A 22,820-nucleotide genomic window follows, 5' to 3' on the forward strand; every position below is an offset into this window, starting at 1 on the left:
CCTCGCGCAGCGCCCCTGCGCCTCCGCGCGGAACGGGGACCGGTGGAGACACCGCGATCGAGTCAGCCCTTGACCGACCAGTAGTCGGTCAGCATCTCGCCGGGCCATGCGGGCTGATGAACCGAGCCGCGCGGGCCCATCTCCTCGAAGTACGGCGACAGGTCGTAGATCGTCGTACCGACGACGGCGTCCAGGTCGGTCACGCGCAGCCTGAGTCCATCGACCTGGAGCAGTCGGGGGAAGCTCTGTGCCAATTGGTTGGGGCGCCGGTGGTTGCGATGAGCGAACGTGCCGGTGGCAGGCCATCGTGGGTTTCCGCGCGGGCTGCGGGCGTGGTATTCGACGTCGTCCGGCGAGGCCTGATCGAAGTGCCACACCACGACCAGGTGCGAGAACTCGGCCAGTCCCTGCACGGAGTCGAGAGGGAACCTCGCCTCATCGAGCTGGATCACCGACTCGACGCCACCCCAGTAGTCATCGGCAACCTCGGTACGGCCTTCGACGACCTCCCCGATCGGCCCGATCCCCAAAGTCATGCTTCAGCCTTTCGACTCGGTCTCAACGACGCCGGTCCCGGCATTGGGCGGGGCGAGGTGGATGGCGAAGACGCCGAGGGCTTCCTTCGCGGGCGGGTAGATGTCGCGGCAGGCGGTCAGGAGCTGGTCGCGTGTCATGCCTGGTTCGCCGATCGTGGTGTTGTCCTCGGCGTCGAGCATGTCCTCGAAGGAGGCGTACTCCTTGAGGGCGGTGACGCGGGTGAGCAAGGAGCCGTCGCCGGAGCGGAACCACGGGCTGTCCCCGGGGGCCTTCTTGCGGATCTTCGCGTAGCCGACGCGGATCTCGACGGCTTTCGCTCCTCCGGCGAGCGAGTACTCGCCGGGGGGCGGTTGGGGGGTGGGTCATCGTGGTCTCTTTCAGGCTCCGGGCGAGGTGGCGGCGTCCCACTCATCCGACCCGACCGGCACTGTCCTGCTCTACGGGCCGAGCGATTCGATCAGATGGTCGTCGAGGTCCGCCACGAAGTCCTGCGTTCGCCAAGGCCGTAGGTCGATACGGGCGTTCCGTAGCCGAATGGACGCCACCCGGCCACCGGTGGCCGACACCGCGTCCACGCAGTCGTGCAGGAGGACGGCTGCCGCATGGGGGTCACCGAGGCGGATAAGGGCGAGTGCCTGATCCGTCGACACGATGGCGCGCTGCACTCTCTCACGCGGCGCGGACATGGAGGCGGCGGAGCGGGCGAAGTAGTCGTGGGCATCGGTCGCATCGCCCACATGGAGGGCGGTGACTCCTTCGAAGCCCCGAAGATGCGCCGCGGAGAAGCTGGACGCGGCCGGGTCCCCTTCCGCGTCGCGTTCCATGTCGTACCAGGCCAGTGCGAGCGCTGCCATCGCATGCTTCTCCGAACCGGCTCGGGCGGCGATCTCTGCTTGCAGGGCGTGTGCTCGGGCTCGGACAGTCACGCTCTCTCCCGCTCGCGCATCACGTACTGCGGCGTCCACGAGTCGCTGTGCGCCCTTGCCGCCGGACGTCGAGTAGAGGGTGACCAGGGCGTGACTCATGTGGACGACGGCGCGGCGCCACGGCGAGCCGGTCACGCCCGCAGCCGCGGTCGCCTCGGCGTACAGCGCCCGCGATGCCTCGTCGTCGCGGGTCTCGAACGCCGCCCTTGCGGCGAGGGTGTACGCCTGCGCGGCGACGGCCCCCAGTCCCGGCATCAGCGGCTCGGGTACATCGGGTACAGATGCGGCGAGCAGCCGACGACACGACTCGACGATCGGCGCGAGGAGGAGCTGCACCCGAACGAACGGCACGCTGCCGACCTGCCCGTTCGCGTCGCCGACCGCGATACGCATCGCATCGAGCACACTGTCGTCGAGCCGTGACGGGTCGGCGAGCGCTCTCGACAAGGCGAGCTGTGTCGACGGGCCGAGCAGGGCGAGGAGTCCGCCACCGTCATCGGTCGTCGTCTTCACGAGCAGCGTGCGCAGCTCGACGAGACGACGCTCGCCCTCCCCGAGGTGGGCCAGAGCGTCGAGCAGCTCGGCGACATCGCTGCCGGCACCGAGCGACACGTGTCCGTCGCAGGTACGGGCGTACACGCGGGCGAGAAGGAGTTGGTATCGCTCACCCGGCAGGATCGGCTTGCTGTCGCTCTCCCACCGTGCGACCGAACGCTGCACACTCGCGAGATCGGCGTCGAGCGGATGCCCCAGATCCGCAGCCGCGTCGATCAGGGCACGGGCCATGTCTCTCAGGGACCACCCGCGGCTTCGCCTGAGTCGGTGGAGTGTCGCAGCGCCGATGGACTTGTCGTGCGCGCTCATGCTCCCCATGATGCCCACTTTCCGGGTCATACGGGGATGATCAGGCGAGGTTTCCCGCTCTCGGCACCGTAGTTGATGGTGTGCCATGTGCCGGACGTCGCGTCGCTCCGGCCCAGCGGAAAGCCGATCACCATGTCGGAGCGGTCGACCATGTACCTGTTGCGCGCGTGGTAGGCGGCGCTCCGCAACTCGGCCGCAGCCAACTCGACGATGCCGTCGATTCGGTTGCGGCAACGCTCGACTGCCTGCCGTGCCTCGGGCGGCTGTTGTCCGAGTGTGCCGGGCGTGACGACCGTGATCTTCGCCTTCGAGTTCCCGGCGAGCCACAGGAGAGTGAGGCTGTCGATCCCCGTGGCCCCACCGATGTGAAAGTGGGTCGAGTCCTGGACCCATGGACGCACATACCTCTCGAACAGGTCGGCGTACCAATCGATTTCATGGTGTCCAGTTGACCGGGTTCCCGTGATCGCCACAGCCAGGGCCATGATCAACTCCATGTCATAGGTTGTCAGATGCCGGTGCGTGAGGCGTTGCGGTGAGATCGGCACATGGCCGCGAACACCGCAACGGACAGTCCGGTCGACACGCTACGGGCGCGCGGGCCGTCTGCCGTGGAACCGGATGACGGACCGACGCGCGGACGCGCGGACGTGTCGGCGGCAGGTCACCACCTCGAAGCGCCTTGTGAGCCTGCTGCCCTGCCGTCGTCCGGCCGGCAGCGTTCTACGGCTCCACGGACGTCGCCGCCGTATGGGAGGTCGGCCACACATCTCTTGCCGCAGGCCGTCAGGGGCGAGACATCGTGTGCGCGCCACCTGCCACAAGCCGAATTCGGGCCGCCCCGAGGAGAAACCTGAATGCGTCAGACCCCCACCATCAACCGCGCGATCACCGAGTGGCTGGCCCGCGCGCACCCCACCCCGTCCGCCGCGTACACGCAGTGGCAGGTGCAGGGTGTGGCAATGCTCCCGCTCGGACGCGATTTCGCGGCCGTCCGATTGCCCGCGCGTCTGATCCACGCCGCCATTGGGGTTGACGACAGGACAGACCGCCTCCCCGGGCTGCGGGCCTCGATCACATCGATGATCGGCGGCCCGGTCATCCACGACGGCAACACCGTCGGCGTCGCGTACTACGCGCTCATCCCGTGGCACGCCGGTCTGATCTGGGAGGAGCAGCACACCGCCCCGTGCGTCGCAGTCGGCACGTACCTCGGTGTTCCCCGCGTCGACCGGCTCGGCCCGCCCGGCCCCTACTGGGTGGTGCCCCCGTCCTACGACGGCCACTTGTGCGCGCCCGCCTCGGTACGCGCTCTCATCGGCCTCGGCCGGGAGCGCCTGTCGGCCGAGGCGGACACGTGAACGCAGAACAGTCAGTCTCGGAGCCACCGCTGTGGGAACTGGGCAGCCCCCGCCCCTCCAATGGACCCAGGCTGATCGCTACCGCGAGCGCCGTGCAGCTTGTTGCCGCCGTACTGCCTGACCGTTTACAGGCCATCGACGGATGCGACGTGAGCATGCATCGCACCACGCGTCCCGGTGAGCCACTGACCGAGAGAGACAAGTCCTGGCCGGGTCACGCTCGCCGGATCTGCGCGGCCCGCCTCCGGCACTGGCGACTCGACTCCCTGATCGACCCCGCCGTCCTGCTGACCTCCGAACTCGTCACCAACGCCCTCCAGCACGGCCACGGGGACATCGGATTGAAGGTCGTCCACACCACCGGTGAGGTGCGGATCGAGGTCACCGACGGCAACCCGGCACCGGCTCAACTCACCTTCGCGGACGACGAGGACGTCTCCGGCCGGGGGCTGTTCATCGTCGCCGCACTGGCCGACACGTGGGGCGTCAGTGACAACGGCCGCACCACCTGGGCCGCCTTCGCCTTAGCCGCCGACCCGACCAACCACAGCCACCGAGAGAGCAACTGACGATGTCCCACCTCTGGACCGCCCACCGCATCCGCACCCGCCGCTCCCACCGCCACGACCACGAACCGCACACCCTCCTCGACATACTCATGGACGGAGACGGAACCCAGCCCCCGCACCAGTTACCGGCACCGCCCGACCGCCAACAACACCCCGTACTGATCCACATCCTCGGCACCTACCTCAGCGTCGCCTCCCTCCTCGCCGCCGTCATCGCCGCCCACACCCACCCCAGCCGGTGACCCAGCACATGGAGATCAACACCGACATGATCCGGCGCGCACTCAAAGACCCCGCCTACATGACCACCCTCGCCACCCGCCTCATCGCATCCGGCGAGATCCCCGCGACCTGCGCCCGGCAGGACTACCACCTCACCCCGCAACACACCGCCCTACTCGCCGACGACCCCGACCTCACCCCACGGTCCTGGTGCCTCCTCCACCCCCACCACTCCGGCCCCCACCACGCCCTCCTCCACTACCTCACCCACAACACAGCCCTATGGATCACATGGCAGCACGGCACCCACAGCGAACTCCTCCCCCTCACCGACTGCCCCCACTCCACCACCCCCGACCACGCCTGCCCCCTCTACACCGGCCACCCCGGAACCTGCCCCACCCCCCGAACCACCTGATGCCACCCCTCGGGGCTGCGGCGCCCCGGAGGTCGCCTCCCTCGTAGTCCGGTCCGGCCGCCCGCCAGGGCCGCGTAGGGTGGAACGGTCCAACCCTCTCGTCAGGAGTCACTGGTGGCCGTCAATCTGGTCAATGTCGAGGCCGTCAGTAAGGTCTATGGGACGCGGGCGCTGCTCGACGGGGTGTCTCTCGGGGTGTCCGAGGGGGACCGGATCGGGGTCGTCGGGCGGAACGGGGACGGGAAGACCACGCTCATCCGGATGCTCGCCAAGCTGGAAGAGGCGGACACCGGGCGGGTCACCCACAGTGGTGGGCTGCGTCTCGGTGTGCTCACGCAGCACGACTCCCTCGACCCGAAGGCCACCGTCCGTCACGAGGTCATCGGTGATCTCGCGGACCATGAGTGGGCCGGTTCCGCCCGGATTCGCGATGTGCTGACCGGGCTGTTCGGCGGTCTCGGACTTCCCGGCTTCGAACACGGCCTGGACACGGTCATCGGTCCGCTCTCCGGCGGTGAGCGGCGCCGCATCGCGCTGGCCAAGCTGCTCATCGAGGAGCAGGATCTTCTCGTACTCGACGAGCCGACGAACCACCTCGACGTCGAGGGCATCGCCTGGCTCGCGGAGCACCTCCGCGCCCGCCGCTCCGCACTCGTCTGCGTCACCCACGACCGCTGGTTCCTCGACCAGGTCTGCACCCGCATGTGGGACGTGCAGAAGGGTTCCGTCTTCGAGTACGAGGGCGGCTACTCGGACTACGTCTTCGCGCGCGCCGAGCGCGAGCGGATCGCCGCGACCGAAGAGGTCAAGCGGCAGAACCTGGTCCGCAAGGAACTGGCCTGGCTGCGCAGGGGCGCCCCGGCCCGTACCTCGAAGCCGCGCTTCCGGGTCGAGGCCGCCAATGAGCTGATCAAGGACGTACCGCCGCCCCGCGACACCTCCGAGCTGATGAAGTTCGCCTCCAGCCGGCTCGGCAAGACCGTGTTCGAGCTGGAGGACGTGAGCGTTCAGGCGGGGCCCAAGCTGCTGCTCCAGCATGTGACCTGGCAGCTCGGGCCCGGCGACCGTATCGGTCTCGTCGGCGTCAACGGCGCCGGCAAAACCTCCCTGCTGCGGGCCATGGCCGAGGCCGCCCGCAGCGAGGGCGAGCGGCAGCCCGCCGCCGGGCGGATCATCGCGGGCCGGACCGTGAAGCTCGCGTACCTCTCGCAGGAGGTCACCGAACTCGCCCCGGGGCTACGGGTGTTGGAGGCCGTCCAGCAGGTACGGGAGCGCGTCGACCTCGGCAAGGGCCGGGAGATGACCGCGGGGCAGCTGTGCGAGACCTTCGGGTTCAACAAGGACAAGCAGTGGACGCCCGTCGGCGACCTGTCCGGCGGCGAACGGCGCCGGCTGCAACTGCTGCGGCTGCTGATGGACGAGCCGAACGTCCTCTTCCTCGACGAGCCCACCAACGACCTCGACATCGAGACCCTGACCCAGCTGGAGGACCTGCTCGACGGCTGGCCCGGCTCGATGATCGTGATCTCGCACGACCGGTTCTTCGTGGAGCGCACCACGGACCGCGTCTTCGCGCTCCTCGGCGACACCTCGCTGCGGATGCTGCCGCGCGGCATCGACGAGTACCTGGAGCGCCGCAGCCGTATCGCCGAGGCCGCGACCCCCGCCCCGGCCCAGGCCTCCGCCACCGCGCCGCGCACCGCCTCCGCCGCCGACGCCCGCGCCGCCAAGAAGGAACTCCAGAAGATCGAACGGCAGCTGGACCGCCTCTCCGGGCAGGAGACCAAGCTGCACGACCGCATCGCCGAGAACTCCACGGACTTCGGACTGGTCGCGAAGCTCGACGCCGAGCTGAGGCAACTCGGCTCCGAGCGCGAGGACTTGGAGAACCGTTGGCTGGAACTCGCCGACGACGCCTGAGCGGACCCACGGACAGCCCTCACCGATACGCCCGTACGACAGCCGCGCACAGCGCCGCCCACGGAGCCGCGACACCGCTTGCGGAGGACCCGTGAAGGGCCCGTAACAGCGGGATCACGGGCCGGTCCGCCCTTGGGAACAGGGGCTGACCGGCCCGTAACCATGCCCCGGCGTGGTGATAGAAAGGGCGATCGAGACCGGACGACGTACGGCCATCGCGTACGAGCACGGCGTGGCGAAAATCAGTGATAAGGGGGAGGCGCTGATGACTCAGCCGCCCAACCAGCCGCCCCACGGCGGCTTCGGGAGCCCGCACGATCCGCACGATCCACAACAGGGTCCACCACAGCCCCCGGGTCAGCCGCCCCAGCCAACCCCACCACCCCAGATGCCCGGTCAGCCACCCCAGGCCCCGCAGCCCGGATACGGCTACCCACAGACCCCCGGCCCGTACAACCAGCCCGGCCCCTACGGCCAGCCGCAGCCCGGTCCGTACAACCAGCCCGGTCCGTACGGTCAGCCGCAGCAGCCCGGCCCCTACGGGCAGCCGCAGTACGGGTATCCGCCGCAGCAGCCCTACCCGGGCGGACCCGGAATGCCAGGTATGCCCGGTGCGCCCGGCGCCGCACCCGGTGGCCGTAACCCCTTCAAGGGGAAGCCCGGACTCGTCATCGCCGCGGCCGTCGCCGGTCTCCTGGTGATCGGCGGCGCCGTGTACGCCGTCGTCGGCACCGGTGGAGACGGCGACAAGAAGAAGCCCGAGGCCGACAAGTCCTCCGACCCCAAGCCCACCGCCTCCGCACCGGTCAACCCGGGGGACGGCGAGGGTGACAAGTCCGGCGAGACCGAGGACCTCAACGCGGGCCGCCAGGCGGGCGAGTCGAAAGTCCTCTGGTATAAGGAGGCCCCGAAGGTGCCCGGTTCGGGCGCCGACGCCCCCGGGATGTGGATCACCGACAAGATCGCGGTGAAGGCCGCGTACAAGGAGATCTACGGGTACACGATCGACGGCGGACAGCCCGCCTGGCCCACGATCAAGCTGCCGCAGAAGATCTGCGCGGTGACGGCGCAGAAGACCAAGGCCGACAAGATCATCGTCGCGTACAAGAGCGGTATCAGCGACAGCGCCAAGTGCAACCAGGTGCAGGAGATCGACCTCGTCACCGGTGAGAAGGGCTGGACGAAGAAGCTCGGTGAGGGTGCGCTGTTCGACAGCGCGCTCACCATCAGCATGTCCCTCGTCGGCGACGACACCCTGGTCATCGGCCGCTCGCTGTCCGGCACCGCCTACAAGGCGAGCACCGGTGCGCAGATGTTCACGATGGAGAAGTACGGCGCCGCCTGCTTCCCCAGCACCTTCACCAGCGGCGCCAAGCTGCTGGCCGTGGCGTCCTGCGGCGCCGGCACCGACACCGAGCACGACGAGGTGCGGGAGCTGGACCCGGCGACCGGCAAGGTCAAGTGGACGAAGCCGTTCCCCAAGGGCTGGCGGGTCGAGCGGGCCTACTCCCTCGAACCGGTCGTCCTCTACCTCACCAACCAGGACAAGAACGCGTGGAACATCACCACGCTCAAGAACGGTTCGAACCAGGTCCGTTCCGAGGTCGACATCAAGGACAAGCTCGCCCCCGAGTGCGGCTGGGCGATCTTCAACCGCGACCTCCAGGGCTGCCTCGGCGCCGCGTCCGACATCAATACGCTGTATCTGCCGACCGAGGCGAAGAGCGGCGCCAACGAGATCGTCGCGATCAACCTGGAGACCGGCAAGGAGAAGTGGCGCGCCAAGCCGACAGGCGACCGTACCGCGCTGCCGCTGCGGGTCGAGAACGGGCAGCTCATCAGCTACGAGCCCGCCACCTACGACCAGGGCGGCACCGTCACATCGACCCCGACCGGCGGCAGCGCCCACACCCCGACGAAGCTGCTCCAGAACCCCGCGAGCACGGCGAAGATCGAGAACGGCTTCTACTCGAAGGCCGTCGACTGGGTGGACGGGCGCTTCTACATCTCCACCACGAGCCTGAGCAGTTCGTCGGGGCAGGCGAAGCTGATGCTCGCGTTCGGGAAGTGACCGTGCGCCCGCCGCACCGTCCGCGCCCGCCCCTTCGCCCGCCCTTCCCCGAGCCCGCCCGGACTCCAGAGCCCTCCGCAGAGGTAGAGACGTCATGACGCAGCCGCCCCCGCCGCCCAACGAGCCGCCGCCCGGCGGTTTCGGCGCACCGCAGGACCCGCCGCCCGGCGGTTTCGGCGCACCCCAGACACCGCCCCAGACTCCGCCGCAGGGCCCGCCGCAGGACTTCGGAAAGCCTCCGCAGCAGCCGCAACAGCCCCCGCAGCAGCCGGGTTACGGCTACCCGGGCCAGCCCCCGCAGGCCCCGCAGGCCCCACAGACCCCACCGCCCGCGCAGCCGTACGGCCAGCCGCCGCAGGCACCTCCGCAGGCACCCCCGCAGACCCCGCCCGCGCAGCAGCCGTACGGCCAGCCCGCCCCCGGTTACGGATACCCGGGCGCCCCCGGCCAGCAGCCCCCGCAGTACCCCGGCCATCCCGGTGGTCAGCCCGGTGGTCAGCCCGGCTACGGCTACCCGGGCCAGCAGCCCTCGCCCTACGGCACGTACCCGACGGCCACCACACCCTCGGCGCCCAGCGCGGGCGGCGGTTCACGGCTGGGCAACCCGATCACGCTGATCATCGGCGCGGCGGTCCTCGTCATCGCCCTGATCGTGGGCGGCGGCGTCTGGTACGCGTCCTCGTCCGGCAAGGACGACACCAAGAACACGGCGGACTCGGGCGGCTCCAAGGGCGGTTCCGACGACAGCGGCGACAAGGAGAAGGGCTCGACCGGGGGCGGCGGCAAGGAGAAGGCGCCGTCGAACACCGCGTCGAAGGTGCTGTTCCAGGTCCCGCAGCCCGAGGTGAAGGACAAGAACAGCAGCATCACCGTCGAGGGCTCCTGGCTCACCGACAAGGTGTACGCCAAGAGCGGCATCGCCGAGATCGTCGGCTACGACCGGGACACCGGCAAGAAGACGTGGACGATCCCGCTGCCAGGACCGGTCTGCGCGGCGGCCCGCCACACCACCGCCGAGAACATGACGGCGATCATCTACGAGGCCGCCATGCCCACCAAGGCGAAGCCGTACAACGGCTGCACCGAGGTCTCCGGCGTCGACCTCGACGCGGGTGAGCTGCTGTGGACCGAGAACGGCAAGTCCGGCGACCAGAAGATCAACTTCAGTGAGGTCACGGTCGGCGCGAACACGGTCGCGGCGGGCAGCACCAGCGGCGGTTCTGCATGGAACATCTCCGACGGCAAGCTGCTGTGGAACCCGAAGGTGGGGGACACCTGCTACGACGCCGGGTACGCGGGCGGCGAGGCGCTGGCCGTGGTCCGCAAGTGCGGTGCCATCGACGCCCGCCGGCTGGAGATCCAGACCCTGGACCCGGCGTCCGGCAAGCCGCTGTCCACGTACAAGCTGGCCGCCGGCATCGACTACGCGAGCATCGTGTCGACTCGGCCGCTCGTGGTCGCCGCCGATGTCGGTGACTCGGCCGGTGACGGCAGCAGCATCTCCGACTTCTTCTCGATCGACTGGAAGACCGGCAAGCTGCGCGCCAAGATGTCCGCGCCCGGCGACCGGTACGCGGCGCGGTGCGGGGCGACCGAGGTCGAGCAGTGCACGATGCTCGCCGTCGGCAATGACCGTCTCTACATCCCGACCGAGGAGCACGACGGCTCCGAGGAGTTCAAGAAGACGAACGAGATCGTCGCGTTCGACCTGGCCACCGGCAAGCTGACCGGCCAGCGCGCCGACGCGGGCGACGGCTACACGCTCACGCCGCTGCGGATGGACGGCGGCAATGTGATCGCCTACAAGTCCCCTCCTTACGACAAGGGCGGTCAGGTCGTCAGCATTTCGGGCGACAGCTTCAAGGAGACGAAGCTGATGGAGAACCCGGCGACGGAGGCGGTACGCGACGTCGAGCGCAGCTTCCTTCCGTCGTACGCCGAGATCCTCTACGGTGACGGCCGGCTGTTCATGAGCGCCGTCTACGCCCAGGCGTCGTCGTCCTCGTCGGACCGCGAGCGCTATCTCGCGATCGCCTACGGAACCCAGTAGCGCGGTCCCCGGTAACGGCTTCCTGCCGTCACACTGGTGCCCCTGCCCGCCGCGCCCCGCGCACGGACGGCAGGGGCACCGGGCGTTCGTGGCGTTCCTCGCCGATCGGCGGGGCATACCTGCCATGAGCCGCAAAGGACGGGGATTTCGGCATTACGGTGGGCTTCTCGGCGGTAAGGGAAGCGCGATGTCGAACAAGCGTGTAGCTTCCGGTTCACGAGGGGCGGGGGGCCCCACATCGGCGGGGGATTCGGGCGCGAAGCCGGGGGGTTGCTCCATGGGAGTGCGGTTGATGGTGGTCGACGATCACCGTCTGCTCGCCGAGGCGCTCGCCTCGGCACTGAAGCTGCGCGGGCACCGGGTGCTCGCGGCGGCGGCGCCGTCCGCAGGGGCCGCGGATCTGGTGATCACGCGGGCCCCCGAGGTGTGCCTCCTGGGCACGGCGGTGCCCGCCGAACCGGGCACGTTCGACCCAGTGGTGAAGATCAAACGGGAACGGCCGCAGGTCGCGGTCGTCGTCCTGGGTCCGGTGCCGTCCCCGCGCGGGATCGCGGCGGCGTTCGCGGCCGGCGCCTCCGGTTACGTACGGCACGACGAGCGCATCGAGGGTGTCGAGCGCGCCATCGTGAAGGCTCGCGCCGGTGAGGCGGCGGTGGCGCCTGGGCTGCTGCAAGGGGCCTTCGGGGAGCTGCTGAACCCGGCCGCGCAGCCCGACGACGAGGGGCAGCGGCTGCTCCAGATGCTGACGCCGCGCGAGGTCGAGGTCCTGGTCAGGGTCGCGGACGGCGAGGACACCCGGCTGATCGCGGCCGGTATGGGCATCGCCCCGTCGACGGCGCGGACGCATGTGCAGCGGGTGCTGATGAAGCTGGGCGTGGGGTCCCGCCTGGAGGCGGCGGCGCTGGCTGCCCGTACGGGGCTCCTGGACCGGGCGGCCCCGGCGCAACTGCCCCCGGCCGGTCTGTAGCCCGAACACTTCTGTTCTGTTGATGTTCTCTGTTTGATTGTGATCGGGCGGGCCGATTTGTCCGCGTATGTTATCGCTCCCAGGTTCTAGGCCGTGCGGTGCGTCCACGCGGCCCGCTCGGGCATTGACGGAACTGTTGTCTTGTGATTTGTTATGTTCGATTCTGTTGGATGGATGGTGGGTGGGTGTGATGAGGAGCCCTGCGTGAAGAAGACCTCGACCCGGCTGGCCGACGGTCGTGAACTCGTCTACTACGACCGCCGCGACGACACGGTGCGCGACGCCGTCGACCGGCGCCCCCTCGGCCCCGTCGCCACCCACTCCGAGATCCGCCACGACCGGCTGCTCGGCGACGCGGTCGCCATCGCCTCGCACCGCCAGGAACGCACCTACCACCCGCCCGCCGACGAGTGCCCCCTCTGCCCCACCCGGGGCGACCGGCTCAGCGAGATCCCCGACTCCGCCTACGACGTGGTCGTCTTCGAGAACCGCTTCCCTTCCCTCGCCGGCGATTCGGGGCGCTGCGAGGTCGTCTGCTTCACCTCCGACCACGACGCGTCCTTCGCCGACCTCACCGAAGAACAGGCCGCCCTCGTCCTCGACGCCTGGACCGACCGCACCGCCGAGCTGTCCCACCTCCCCTCCGTCGAGCAGGTGTTCTGCTTCGAGAACCGTGGCGTGGAGATCGGCGTGACACTGGGTCACCCACACGGGCAGATCTACGGCTACCCCTTCACCACCCCGCGCACCGCGCTCATGCTCCGTTCCGCCGGCGCCCACCGAGCCCGCACGGGCCGCAATCTGTTCGACGACGTCCTCGCGGATGAGCTGGCAGACGGCTCGCGGGTCGTCCTGGAGGGCGAACACTGGGTCGCCTTCGTCCCGTACGCGGCGCACTGGCCCTACGAGGTGCACCTCTACCCGAGGCGCCGGGTGCCCGATCTGCTCGCCCTGGACGGGGCGGCGCGCACAGAGTTCCCCCAGGTCTATCTGGAACTCTTGAGGCGCTTCGACCGGATCTTCGGGGACGGTGCCCCCAGGACCCCGTACATCGCCGCCTGGCATCAGGCGCCGTTCACGGGGGAGCGGGGTGCGGAGAAGGGCGAGGAGAGAGGTGAGTTCGCCCTGCACCTTGAGCTTTTCACCATCCGCCGCAGTTCCGGCAAGCTGAAGTTCCTCGCGGGCTCCGAGTCCGGCATGAGCGTGTTCATCAACGACGTGCCACCGGAGGCCGCGGCCCAGCGACTGCGAGAGGTAGCGAGTACATGAGCGGGAAGTACCTGGTCACCGGGGGCGCCGGATATGTCGGCAGCGTCGTCGCGGCCCATCTCCTGGCGGCCGGACACACGGTGACGGTCCTCGACGACCTCTCCACGGGCTTCCGCGAGGGCGTCCCGGCGGGCGCCGAGTTCATCGAGGGCCGCGTCCAGGACGCCGCCAAATGGCTGGACCCGTCCTACGACGCCGTCCTCCACTTCGCCGCCTGCTCGCAGGTCGGCGAGTCCGTCGTCCGGCCCGAGAAGTACTGGGACAACAACGTCGGCGGCTCCATGGCCCTGCTCACCGCGATGCGCGAGGCGAACGTCCGCACCCTGGTCTTCTCCTCCACCGCCGCGACCTACGGCGAGCCCGCGGGCTCCCCCATCAGGGAGACCGACCCGACCGCCCCCACCAGCCCCTACGGCGCATCGAAACTCGCCGTCGACCACATGATCACCGGCGAGGCCGCGGCCCACGGACTCGGCGCGGTGTCCCTGCGGTACTTCAACGTCGCCGGCGCCCACCTCACGCCCGAAGGGGCCGCGTACGGCGAGCGCCACGACCCCGAGTCGCACCTCATCCCGCTCGTCCTCCAGGTCGCCCAGGGCAGCCGCGACGCCATCTCCGTCTTCGGCGACGACTACCCGACGCCCGACGGCACCTGCGTACGCGACTACATCCACGTCGCCGACCTCGCCGACGCGCATCTGCTCGCCCTGGCCGCCGCCACGCCCGGCGAGCATCTGATCTGCAACCTGGGCAACGGCAACGGCTTCTCGGTCCGCGAGGTCATCGAGACGGTCCGCGAGGTCACCGGGCACCCGGTCCCGGAGGTCGCCGCGGAGCGCCGCGCCGGGGACCCGGCGGTCCTCGTTGCCTCCGCCGACACCGCCCGCGCCCGACTGGGCTGGAACCCGACCCGCGCGGACCTCGCCGGGATCGTCGCCGACGCCTGGGCGTTCGCCCGGCGGAAGTAAGCAGGAAGCAGCAGGGGGTAGAAGTGACATCTGCCGAGTCCGCCGAGTCTGTGGGGTCCGCCGAGGCCGTGGGGTCCGTGGAGCGTGCCGAGGCCGTGGTCCGGGGCTTTCAGGAGCTGTACGGGAAGGCGCCCGACGGTGTGTGGGCGGCGCCGGGACGGGTCAATCTGATCGGCGAGTACACGGACTTCAACGAGGGGTTCGTGATGCCGCTCGCGCTGCCGCACACCGCGCTCGCCGCGGTGGCCCGGCGCACGGACGGCGTACTGCGCCTGCACTCGGCGGACATCGAGGCCCCCGTCGCCGAACTCGCCGTGGACACCCTGGCGCCGCTGTCCGACGGGGGCTGGGCCGCGTACCCGGCGGGTGTCGTGTGGGCGCTGCGCGATGCCGGGCACACGGCGGTCACCGGCGCCGACATCCACCTCGCGTCGACCGTGCCGACCGGCGCGGGACTGTCCTCGTCGGCGGCCCTGGAGGTCGTCACCGCGTTCGCCCTGAACGACCTGTTCGCGCTCGGCCTCACCCCCGCCGAGCTGGCGGTCCTCGCGCAGCGCGCCGAGAACGACTTCGTCGGCGTGCCCTGCGGGGTCATGGACCAGATGGCGTCCGCGTGCTGCACCGGCGGACACGCCCTGCACCTCGACTGCCGCGACCTGTCCACCCGTCAGGTCCCCTTCGACCTCGAAGCGCAGGGGCTGCGGCTGCTCGTCGTGGACAGCCGGGTGAAGCACGCGCTCGGCGACGGGGCGTACGCCGAGCGGCGCGCGGGGTGCGAGGAGGGCGCACGGCAGCTCGGGGTCTCGCACCTGCGGGACATCGCGTACGCGCGCCTCCCCGACGCCCTAACGCGCCTGGAGGACGACCGTATCCGCCGCTATGTCCGCCATGTCGTCTCCGACGACCACCGGGTGGAGCGGACCATCGCGCTCCTGGACGCCGGTGACATCCGGGCGATCGGCCCGGTCCTCACCGAGGGCCACGCCTCGCTCCGCGATGATCTGCGGATCTCCTGCCCGGAGTTGGACCTCGTCGTGGCCACCGCCAACGCGGCGGGCGCGCTGGGTGCGCGGATGACGGGCGGCGGCTTCGGCGGTTCGGCGGTCGTCCTGGTCGAGTCGGGCGACGCGGACGCGGTCACCAAGTCGGTCCTCGACGCCTTCGAAGCGGCCGGTTTCACCGCGCCCCGGATCTTCCCCGCGGTCCCGTCGGAAGGCGCCCGCAGGCTCAGCCCAGCCGTTTGACCAGCGTGAACTCCGTGACCCCCGGCGGATAGTCGGGGATCACGGCCACCGCTTCATAGCCGAGCGACCGATAGAAACCGGGCGCCTGGAAGTCCCACGTCGACACCCGCGCGCTCACACAGTCCCCCTCGTCGCGCGCCCTGCGCTCCACATCCGCGAGCAGCCGCGTCCCCAGGCCCGTCCCCCGGTACCGCGCGTCGACCCAGAGCAGATTCACATGCAGCCAGCGCGCCCAGGTGTGCGCGTCGCAGCCACCGATCAGCGCGCCGTCCTGGTCCAACGCCCACGCCTGGAGCGGCAGTTCACGCTCGGCCGGGGTGCCCCGCAGGACACGGATCGCGGCCGACTCCTCCGCATTCGTCTCCCCGAGCCGGGAGCGCAGAAGATCAACCCGTTGTTTGTCGACTTCTGTCTCGATACGAAACATACGGCTCACCCTAAACGCCCAGGCCAATCAGTTCTGCAAATCACCTTCCGCTCCCGGCCCCCGCCCGTACTCTGAGGGTCATGCACCGGTGGGGGCCGGTGTTGATCAGGGGGCGAGACAGTCGGGTACGACGCCCGGAGTGGGGGTAGCAGTCCCAGCACGGCGGCGGCCGTGCGGCTGCGGCGACCCGTTCCCGGGCCCTTCAGGGGTCCGGGCTTCACTCCGGGCGCCGTACCCGTTCCGGTCGCCCCCCGGCCAGTGGGGGGTAATCACATGGTTCGCATCCGAGTTCTGGTCGTAGACGACCATCGCATCTTCGCCGAGTCCCTTGCCGCGGCGCTCGCCGCGGAGCCCGACGTGGACGTGTCCGCGGCGGGCAGCGGCCCGGCGGCGCTGCGCTGCCTTGAGCGGGCGGCGGCCGAGGGCCGCAGATTCGACGTGCTGCTCGTGGACGCCGATCTGGGGGCCGCCGCCGTCGGCGTGGTCAACGGTCGGCGTCCGGCGGTCGCCGTCGCCGACAGCGCGGCGGACGGTCTGGTCGACGGCATCTCGCTCGTCGCGGGGGTCCGCCAGGGCCAGCCCGCCGTACGCAGCGTGGTGCTCGCCGAGCGGGACGATCCGCGCCGCGCGGCCCTCGCCCTTCAGGCGGGCGCGAACGGCTGGGTCGCCAAGGACTGCTCGCTGTCCCGGCTGCTCACGGTGGTCCGGGGGGTGCTGCGTGAGGAGACGCATCTGCCGCCGGCGCTGCTGACGGGCGTGCTGCGGGAGCTGACGGCGGCCCGAAAACACCGTACGGAGTCCGAACGCCTGGTGGAGTCGCTGACTCCGCGTGAGCGGGAGGTGCTGCGGTGCATGGTCGCGGGGCTGGGCCGCAAGGCGGTCGCCGAGCGGCTGTATCTGTCCCCGCACACCGTGCGGACCCATATGCAGAACGTGCTCGGGAAGCTCGGCGTGCACTCCACGCTCGCGGCGGTCGCACTGGCCCGGCGGGCCGGGGTGGGCCCGGCTGACTTGGAGGCCGCGTCGTGAGTCGCGGGGGCGTCATCGGTTGCCGGTGAGCGGTGCGGGGCAGGGGTCTCAGCCCGGGATGTTGTCGAACGGCGCGGTCAACTGGCGTAGCAGCGCGGCCAGTTCGCCGCGCTGCCCCTTCGACAGCTCGGCGAGGATGGCCCGCTCCTGGTCGAGCAGCCCCGACAGCGCCTGATCGGCGCGGTCCTGCCCCTCGGGCGTGAGCCGGACGAGCACGCCGCGCCGGTCGCTGGGGTCCGGCAACCGCTCCACCAGGCCCTTCTTCGTGAGCCGGTCGATCCGGTTGGTCATCGTGCCGGAGGTCACCAGCGTCTGCGTCAGCAACTGCCCCGGGGAGAGCTGGTACGGGGCGCCCGCGCGGCGCAGAGAGGTGAGTACGTCGAACTCCCAAGGCTCAAGCTGATGCTCCGAGAACGCGAGACGACGGGCGCGGTCGAGGTGCCGGGCGAGCCTGCTGACCCGGCTGAGCACTTCGAGCGGTTCCACGTCGAGGTCCGGGCGCTCCCGGCGCCACGCTGCGACCAGCCGATCGACCTCGTCCTCCATGCCGATCAGTGTAGTTGGTCTGTCGACATGAAGTCTCTTGACGTCAAGATAATATGGGGGTGAGGATGGCGCCGCGACGGCCCACTCTGGGAAGTAGGAGGTTCCACCATGCCCACCCCACCCTCACCCGTCTGGGATCCGCACCAGTATCTGCGGCACGCGGGACACCGTGCCCGCCCCTTCGTGGACCTGCTCGCCCGCGTACCGGAGCTGCCCTCCGGCCCTCGGATCGCCGACCTCGGATGCGGCCCCGGAACGGTCACGCGCCTCCTGGCCGACCGCTGGCCGGACGCCGACATCACGGGCTTCGACACGTCGCACGAGATGCTGGACCGGGCCCGGGGCCTCGCGGGCCCGACACCGGGCGGGGGATACCTGGACTTCGCCCACGGCGACGTGGCCGAGTGGACGCCGGCGGCGGACGAGCCGTACGACCTGATCATCAGCAATGCCACGCTCCAGTGGGTACCGGACCACGCCGACGCCTTCGCCCGCTGGGTCGCAGGGCTCGCACCCGGCGGAACCTTCGCCTTCCAGGTACCGGGGAACTTCGCGGCCCCCAGCCACGTCCTGATGCGGGAACTGGCGGAGTCCGAGGGCTGGCGGGAGCGGCTGGGCGGCGTCCTACGCCACGGAGACGCGGTACTGGCACCGGCCGCCTATCTGGACCGGCTGGTGGCCCTCGGCTGCGAGACGGACGTCTGGGAGACGACGTATCTGCACCTGCTGGAGGGGGAGGATCCGGTACTGGACTGGGTGAAGGGGACGGGCTTGCGCCCGGTTCTGACGGCGCTGTCCGAGGACGAGGACGCCCGGGAGGCCTTTGTGAGGGAGTACGCGGGGCGGTTGCGGGATGTGTACCCGAGGGGACCCCGCGGAACGGTGTTCCCTTTCCGGCGCCTTTTCGCGGTGGCCCGCAAGCCCTGACCGTCAGGTGGGTCCGTCCCCGGCTTCAGATGGGAAGCCGCCAGTTCGGTCCCGTCGGGGAGCCGATCCATACGGTCTGTTCGTAGGGGGTGGCGGTCATTCCGAACTCGGTGAGGTCGGGTGCTCCTGCCTTCTGCCAGGCGGCGAGGGCGTCTTCGACCTGGTCCCAGAGGCGGAGCGGCCCGTGTTGGTGCACCGTCGCCCCCTCGCCGTCGGATTCGGTCCATGCCTGTGAGCCGGTGGCTACGTCGCGGAGGACGATGCCGGACTCAATGGTCATGAACTCGGCTGAGGGAGCGGCGAGTTGGGCGACGAACTTTCCCGCCCACTCCTTCAGGAGGCCGGGGGCCTGGCGCGTGCTGCGGGTGTCTCCGTCGAGTCGGAAGACCCTGGAGGACGGGGGCCGTTCGTGGGGACGGGCCAGCATGTAGGTGATGGTGTCGTCCGTGAAGCGACCGTGGGCGGTTCCCTCATCATCGAGGACCAGGCGGATCAGTCCGGCGGCGAGCATCCAGCCGCTGATGGTGGTGGTGATCGATCCGCCGTCGTTCAGTTGCCAGAACCATGAGGGCGGGATGGACCGTACGGAGCAGGTGGCGATGATCGCGTCGTAGCCGGCGTGCTCCGTGCAGCCCTGGAGGCCGTCTCCGACGGCGAGCGTCGGCGTGTGTCCGGCGTCGTGGAGGTGCACGGCGGCGCGCGCCGCGACGCCGGGGTCGTACTCGATGCTGACGACGTTGCCGGCTCCGAGCCGGTGGCACAGTACGGCGGTGGAGTAGCCCGTACCGGTACCCACCTCAAGTACCTTCTGGCCTGGCTGGAGTTGGGCGACCTGGGCGGTGCGCACGACGAGGGAGGGGAGGGTGGCGGAGGAGGTGGGGCTGCCGGAGACGGGGCCGGTGGCGTCGGCGGCGTCCCGCCCGTCGATCTGGGTGACCCAGGTCTGGTCCGAGTAGACCATCCGCAGCCATTCGTCCTGCCCGACCTCGGCCCGGCGTACGGGCTCCCACACGCCCCCGGTGAGTCGGAAGACGGCATCGCCGACGAACAGTTCACGCGGGACGGCTGCGACGGCGTCGTGCCAGGCGGGGTCGAGTGTGGGGTTGGCGGTGGCGATCTCCTCGGCCAGGGCTTGGCGGAGCGCGGTGGGGTCAGCGGGCACGGTGCTCTCCTGCGTGCTGGAGCTGGTCGGCGACGGCGGTGACGATCCTGCCGGTGATCGGTTCGGGGAACCAGGCGAACTGCCCGTTCGGGTTGCACTCGTACAGCCAGATCCGGTCGTCACCGTCCATGCCGAAGTCGAAGGCTCCGAAGACGAGTCCGAAGGCTTTGAGGTAGTCGCGGATGGTCTTGGCCAGGCGCGGGGGTGTGTCGATGAGCGTGTAGTCCAGGGCGTCGTAGTGGCGTCGCCAGTCCAGGCCCGGGGAGCCTTCGATCCGTACCGTGAACATCTCGTCGCCCACAGCCGTCACCCGTAGATCGGCGACGGATCGCACCCGCTTTTGGAACAGGTGCATGGTCTGGGTGACGCCTGCGGTCAGGTCGGCGGGATCGACTTCTTCGACCCATACCGTCAGCGCCTGGCCTTCGGCATTCAGGTAGTCCGTGCTGCGCAGCGGCTTGTAGACGACGGGGTCGTGGTGGCGGACGAACTCGCGCGCGGCGGTCTCGTCGTTCGTTAGGAGGGTCGGCGGGATGTCGAAGCCGCAGCGTGCCGCGGTGGCGAGTTGGGCGGGCTTGTACTCGGCGTTCCGGTTCCGCCAGGGGTGGTTGACGTAGTGCGCGCCGGGGAGGGAGGCGAGGATGCCGCCGAGTCCGTAGCGGGCCTCTTCCCGGCACCAGTGGGCGTCCTGGTCTCCCAGCCCGGGTGGAGCTGTGTAGGGGCGCGGCCTGCGCCAGTACACGGAACGAACCCCGCTGAGGTCGATCGCGCGGGATGGAGTCGTGGCGCTCCCCTGTATCCCGTTCTCATCCAGACGTGCCGCGACGGTGATGCCTGTGGGGAAGTCGCCCGGGTCCAGGCGAACGACCGGGACCTGTCGGCGGTTCAGTTCCTCGATGACGGAATCGGCGGTTACGTCATCGACCTGTGAGACGACGAGAACGGGGGCGGCCGGCGTCAATCGGTGTCGCCATCCTGGTCGCTACCTTCATCCGTATTGCCGTCCAGACTCGTCGTGGGCTTCGTCTCTTTGTTCGTCTCGGACCTCTTGTGCCTACCTGCGAGGGGCACGTTCAGACCGTCCGAGCCGACCCATCGGCCGGTCTGCGTCGCGGGGTCCAGGACAACCTTCGCCGCTGGAAGGACGACTGCTTCGGGGTAGGGCCTCATGCGGGTGACACCCCAAGGCGCCGCTGTCTCGCTCACGTCAGGCTCCTGTCGCTTCTGATTTTTGGCGCACAGTGTGTCGCCCTGCTCAAATACTTCGGTAGACGGCATTCGGTCGATTACGCCTGGCGGCGTATGCCGGTCCCGACCTCAATCGACCGAGGCTCGGTGCATCTCTCAACCAGTGCGGGTCGCTGCGGGGGTGACAGAGACGCCGGATGCGCTCAGTGTTCGCCGGAAGACCACTCCCGGTCGAGGATCGCGTGCACCACGGAGTCCCGCCACGCGCCGTTCTTCTGGATGTGTTCGCGGATGACGCCCTCACGGACCATGCCGGCAGCGGTCATGGTGCGGTCGGAGGCCGTGTTCTCCGGGGATCGGGCGCCCCACACCCGGTGGAGGTTCAGGTCCTCGAAGGCCAGTCCGCAGAGGAGCCGTACGGTTTCCAGGCCGTAGCCCACGCCCCAGGACGCGGGGCGCAGTGCGAAGCCGATGGTCGCGGCACGCTGCTGGTGCGGGTCGATGGCCAGCCGGGCGACCCCCATCGTCTCGCCCGTACTCATCTCGACCACGGCGAGCGAGTATTCGCTGCGCGGCGTGGCCTGGGCGGATGCGATGACCCGAGCCGCCATGTCCTCCACCTCGGCCTTGCCGCGAGGTTCGAACGAGAGGTGTCGCGTCGCCTCGGGGCTGCTGTAGATCGCGTACACGGGGTCCACGTCGTTGAGGCTCAGTTCACGGAGTACGAGACGGCGGCTGGAGCGCGTGATCGGGTACACGCGGCGCACCCTACTCGTCCAACCCCGACAGCGGCTCCGTGAGTTGGCAGTTGACCGGTGCGCGCCTCGCGGCGTTCCGAGAAGGCTCGCCCCCCCGCACTGGTCGTGGAGGGAGGCGAGCCCTTTTCGGTCGGCGCGTCGTACGGGTTAGACCTCGAAATCTGACGCGAACCGAGCGAAGGCGGCGAACTCGGCAGGGGCGAAGGCCAGTACGGAGCCGTCGGGGGTCTTGGAGTCCCGCACATGTACTGCGCCGGCCGACTCGGCGATCTCCACGCACTGCCCTTGCTCTCCGCCGCTGTAGGACGACTTTCGCCAGGTCAGGCCAGTCTTCGTGTCGGTGTCGCTGTAACCGGTCATCAGAACTTCTCCTCAAGATGAGCATTGATGCGATCGCGCGACTTGTCTGCGGGGAGTGCCAGCTCGGCGATCTTCTCGAACATGACGGAAAGGTCGCTTACTTCGGTTGGGTCGTCCAAGAGGTTGCCGCCCAAGGAGTTGTCGATGGAGACGGTCGCGGGCCAGGGGTGGCGGAAGCTCATGATGGTCATGGCTTGGTTCGCTGCCGCGTAGGCGGGGACATCTGCCGGGACGATCTGGATGGTGATGTTGGGTTGCTCGGCGTCGTAGGCCAGCTTGCGTAGCTGCTCTTTCATTACCCCGGGAGCACTGGGGAAGCGGTGCAGGAGTGCGGCCTCGGAGATCAGTGCGTGAAGGTGGACTGCGTTTCCGGGGCGATGAAGGACTTCCTGACGTGCCATGCGGATGGCGCTCAGCATGTCTGACCGGCCTCGGTTGTCGGGGTGGAGCGGGCTGTTGAAGATCTCCCTGACGTATCCAGGCGCTTGAAGCAGGCCGGGGATGATCGAAGGGTGCTGAACTTGGATCTTCCTCGACTTCGACTCCAGGATGATGAAGTCGAGTAGGGCGTACGAGATTTGACCCATGTACGCGGCCCACCAGCCGGCGCCCGGTGCCTCGTTGGAGGCAGCGGCCATCTCGCGGACCGCCTCCTCGTCGTCGTGGATGCCATATGTCTCCAGCATCTTGCGGATGTCGTCGGCGCCAACTCTGTAGATGCCGCGCTCGATGCGCCCTTGCCGCGTGGAGTCCCAGTCGAGTCGCTTGGCGGCTGCGCCGGGTGCCAGGCCGGCGCGTTCACGGGATTCGCGCAGCACGCTACCAACCCGCCGCCTCATGACAGGCGGAGGGAGCTTCTTTTGGGTCATGGGGAGCAGTCTCTCAGTCGTAGGGAGCGTTGGCGATAAAACAACTGTTCCATCTTTTCGAGAATCTGATGCTCGATATTGCGCGATGACGCTCGATGAGAGCATGCTAATGCCCGTGAGGTGACGTGCAGTCATCTCACGGTCACTCAGTGACGTGCGGTCGCTCGT

General features: G+C 69.5%; 24 protein-coding genes and 1 pseudogene. 13 read left to right on the forward strand and 12 right to left on the reverse strand.

Annotated elements, in window-relative coordinates:
- Positions 1 to 62: 62 nt before the first annotated feature.
- The 4 genes and pseudogenes from ACIQNU_RS31505 to ACIQNU_RS31520 form a co-directional block, all read right to left on the reverse strand.
- Complete coding sequence (locus ACIQNU_RS31505; RefSeq protein ID WP_401372925.1) at positions 63 to 536, reverse strand: TrmO family methyltransferase; 474 nt, start codon at positions 534 to 536, stop codon at positions 63 to 65.
- 3 nt (positions 537 to 539) lie between these two features.
- Positions 540 to 851 (reverse strand): annotated as a pseudogene (locus ACIQNU_RS31510) (hypothetical protein); the annotation flags it as partial.
- A gap of 123 nt (positions 852 to 974) precedes the next feature.
- A complete protein-coding gene (locus tag ACIQNU_RS31515; protein WP_401372927.1) occupies positions 975 to 2,327 on the reverse strand; it encodes a hypothetical protein in 1,353 nt (450 codons plus the stop codon).
- Positions 2,328 to 2,353: 26 nt separating this feature from the next.
- Positions 2,354 to 2,812: a hypothetical protein gene (locus tag ACIQNU_RS31520; RefSeq protein ID WP_401373143.1), complete on the reverse strand. Its 459-nt coding sequence runs from the start codon at positions 2,810 to 2,812 to the stop codon at positions 2,354 to 2,356.
- 372 nt (positions 2,813 to 3,184) lie between these two features.
- On the opposite strand from ACIQNU_RS31520, the gene ACIQNU_RS31525 reads away from it, so the two are divergent.
- The 11 genes from ACIQNU_RS31525 to galK all read left to right on the forward strand — a co-directional run bounded on the left by ACIQNU_RS31525 (position 3,185) and on the right by galK (position 15,386).
- Positions 3,185 to 3,688: a hypothetical protein gene (locus ACIQNU_RS31525; RefSeq protein WP_401372929.1), complete on the forward strand. Its 504-nt coding sequence runs from the start codon at positions 3,185 to 3,187 to the stop codon at positions 3,686 to 3,688.
- 155 nt (positions 3,689 to 3,843) lie between these two features.
- Positions 3,844 to 4,257: an ATP-binding protein gene (locus ACIQNU_RS31530; RefSeq protein ID WP_401373144.1), complete on the forward strand. Its 414-nt coding sequence runs from the start codon at positions 3,844 to 3,846 to the stop codon at positions 4,255 to 4,257.
- A 2-nt stretch (positions 4,258 to 4,259) separates the two neighbouring features.
- Positions 4,260 to 4,499, forward strand: a complete 240-nt coding sequence (locus tag ACIQNU_RS31535) for a hypothetical protein (protein WP_401372930.1) — start codon at positions 4,260 to 4,262, stop codon at positions 4,497 to 4,499.
- 8 nt (positions 4,500 to 4,507) lie between these two features.
- Positions 4,508 to 4,897 carry a hypothetical protein gene (locus ACIQNU_RS31540; RefSeq protein ID WP_401372932.1) on the forward strand — a complete coding sequence of 130 codons (390 nt, stop codon included), beginning with the start codon at positions 4,508 to 4,510 and terminating at the stop codon, positions 4,895 to 4,897.
- A 114-nt stretch (positions 4,898 to 5,011) separates the two neighbouring features.
- Positions 5,012 to 6,817 (forward strand): ABC-F family ATP-binding cassette domain-containing protein, encoded by a 1,806-nt coding sequence (locus tag ACIQNU_RS31545; protein WP_401372933.1) that lies wholly within the window; start codon positions 5,012 to 5,014, stop codon positions 6,815 to 6,817.
- A gap of 265 nt (positions 6,818 to 7,082) precedes the next feature.
- Positions 7,083 to 8,888 carry a PQQ-binding-like beta-propeller repeat protein gene (locus tag ACIQNU_RS31550; protein ID WP_401372935.1) on the forward strand — a complete coding sequence of 602 codons (1,806 nt, stop codon included), beginning with the start codon at positions 7,083 to 7,085 and terminating at the stop codon, positions 8,886 to 8,888.
- Between the two features lie 94 nt (positions 8,889 to 8,982).
- A complete protein-coding gene (locus ACIQNU_RS31555; RefSeq protein ID WP_401372937.1) occupies positions 8,983 to 10,938 on the forward strand; it encodes a PQQ-binding-like beta-propeller repeat protein in 1,956 nt (651 codons plus the stop codon).
- 277 nt (positions 10,939 to 11,215) lie between these two features.
- Positions 11,216 to 11,905 (forward strand): LuxR C-terminal-related transcriptional regulator, encoded by a 690-nt coding sequence (locus tag ACIQNU_RS31560; RefSeq protein WP_401372939.1) that lies wholly within the window; start codon positions 11,216 to 11,218, stop codon positions 11,903 to 11,905.
- Positions 11,906 to 12,109: 204 nt separating this feature from the next.
- Positions 12,110 to 13,174 carry a galactose-1-phosphate uridylyltransferase gene (galT, locus tag ACIQNU_RS31565; RefSeq protein WP_401372941.1) on the forward strand — a complete coding sequence of 355 codons (1,065 nt, stop codon included), beginning with the start codon at positions 12,110 to 12,112 and terminating at the stop codon, positions 13,172 to 13,174.
- Positions 13,171 to 14,142 carry a UDP-glucose 4-epimerase GalE gene (gene galE, locus ACIQNU_RS31570; RefSeq protein ID WP_401372943.1) on the forward strand — a complete coding sequence of 324 codons (972 nt, stop codon included), beginning with the start codon at positions 13,171 to 13,173 and terminating at the stop codon, positions 14,140 to 14,142. Before galT ends, galE begins: the two co-directional genes overlap by 4 nt.
- Positions 14,143 to 14,219: 77 nt before the next feature.
- A complete protein-coding gene (galK, locus tag ACIQNU_RS31575) occupies positions 14,220 to 15,386 on the forward strand; it encodes a galactokinase (RefSeq protein WP_401373146.1) in 1,167 nt (388 codons plus the stop codon).
- Here the strand turns inward: galK and ACIQNU_RS31580 are convergent.
- Positions 15,370 to 15,813, reverse strand: a complete 444-nt coding sequence (locus ACIQNU_RS31580) for a GNAT family N-acetyltransferase (protein ID WP_401372945.1) — start codon at positions 15,811 to 15,813, stop codon at positions 15,370 to 15,372. The two genes, galK and ACIQNU_RS31580, sit on opposite strands and share 17 nt — an antisense overlap.
- A gap of 273 nt (positions 15,814 to 16,086) precedes the next feature.
- Between ACIQNU_RS31580 and ACIQNU_RS31585 the strand changes: the two genes are divergently transcribed.
- A complete protein-coding gene (locus ACIQNU_RS31585) occupies positions 16,087 to 16,842 on the forward strand; it encodes a LuxR C-terminal-related transcriptional regulator (protein WP_401372947.1) in 756 nt (251 codons plus the stop codon).
- 48 nt (positions 16,843 to 16,890) lie between these two features.
- Here ACIQNU_RS31585 and ACIQNU_RS31590 read toward each other — a convergent pair whose 3' ends face one another.
- On the reverse strand, positions 16,891 to 17,388 hold the full coding sequence (locus ACIQNU_RS31590) for a MarR family winged helix-turn-helix transcriptional regulator (protein ID WP_401372948.1): 498 nt from the start codon (positions 17,386 to 17,388) through the stop codon (positions 16,891 to 16,893).
- Between the two features lie 108 nt (positions 17,389 to 17,496).
- Between ACIQNU_RS31590 and ACIQNU_RS31595 the strand changes: the two genes are divergently transcribed.
- A complete protein-coding gene (locus ACIQNU_RS31595) occupies positions 17,497 to 18,315 on the forward strand; it encodes a trans-aconitate 2-methyltransferase (protein WP_401372950.1) in 819 nt (272 codons plus the stop codon).
- 25 nt (positions 18,316 to 18,340) lie between these two features.
- On the opposite strand, the gene tgmC is transcribed toward ACIQNU_RS31595, so the two are convergent.
- The 6 genes from tgmC to ACIQNU_RS31625 form a co-directional block, all read right to left on the reverse strand.
- Entirely contained in the window at positions 18,341 to 19,477 is a 1,137-nt protein-coding gene (tgmC, locus tag ACIQNU_RS31600; RefSeq protein WP_401372952.1) for an ATP-grasp peptide maturase system methyltransferase, read from the reverse strand.
- Complete coding sequence (gene tgmB, locus ACIQNU_RS31605; RefSeq protein ID WP_401372953.1) at positions 19,467 to 20,438, reverse strand: ATP-grasp ribosomal peptide maturase; 972 nt, start codon at positions 20,436 to 20,438, stop codon at positions 19,467 to 19,469. Before tgmB ends, tgmC begins: the two co-directional genes overlap by 11 nt.
- Positions 20,435 to 20,683: a putative ATP-grasp-modified RiPP gene (gene tgmA / locus ACIQNU_RS31610; protein WP_401372955.1), complete on the reverse strand. Its 249-nt coding sequence runs from the start codon at positions 20,681 to 20,683 to the stop codon at positions 20,435 to 20,437. Before tgmA ends, tgmB begins: the two co-directional genes overlap by 4 nt.
- A gap of 185 nt (positions 20,684 to 20,868) precedes the next feature.
- A complete protein-coding gene (locus tag ACIQNU_RS31615; RefSeq protein ID WP_401372957.1) occupies positions 20,869 to 21,423 on the reverse strand; it encodes a GNAT family N-acetyltransferase in 555 nt (184 codons plus the stop codon).
- A 147-nt stretch (positions 21,424 to 21,570) separates the two neighbouring features.
- Positions 21,571 to 21,783 carry a DUF397 domain-containing protein gene (locus tag ACIQNU_RS31620; RefSeq protein WP_401372959.1) on the reverse strand — a complete coding sequence of 71 codons (213 nt, stop codon included), beginning with the start codon at positions 21,781 to 21,783 and terminating at the stop codon, positions 21,571 to 21,573.
- Positions 21,783 to 22,652 carry a helix-turn-helix domain-containing protein gene (locus tag ACIQNU_RS31625; protein WP_401372961.1) on the reverse strand — a complete coding sequence of 290 codons (870 nt, stop codon included), beginning with the start codon at positions 22,650 to 22,652 and terminating at the stop codon, positions 21,783 to 21,785. Before ACIQNU_RS31625 ends, ACIQNU_RS31620 begins: the two co-directional genes overlap by 1 nt.
- Positions 22,653 to 22,820: the final 168 nt, after the last annotated feature.

Origin of the sequence: Streptomyces sp. NPDC091292 (assembly GCF_044757265.1) — a bacterium.
Classification (GTDB): domain Bacteria; phylum Actinomycetota; class Actinomycetes; order Streptomycetales; family Streptomycetaceae; genus Streptomyces.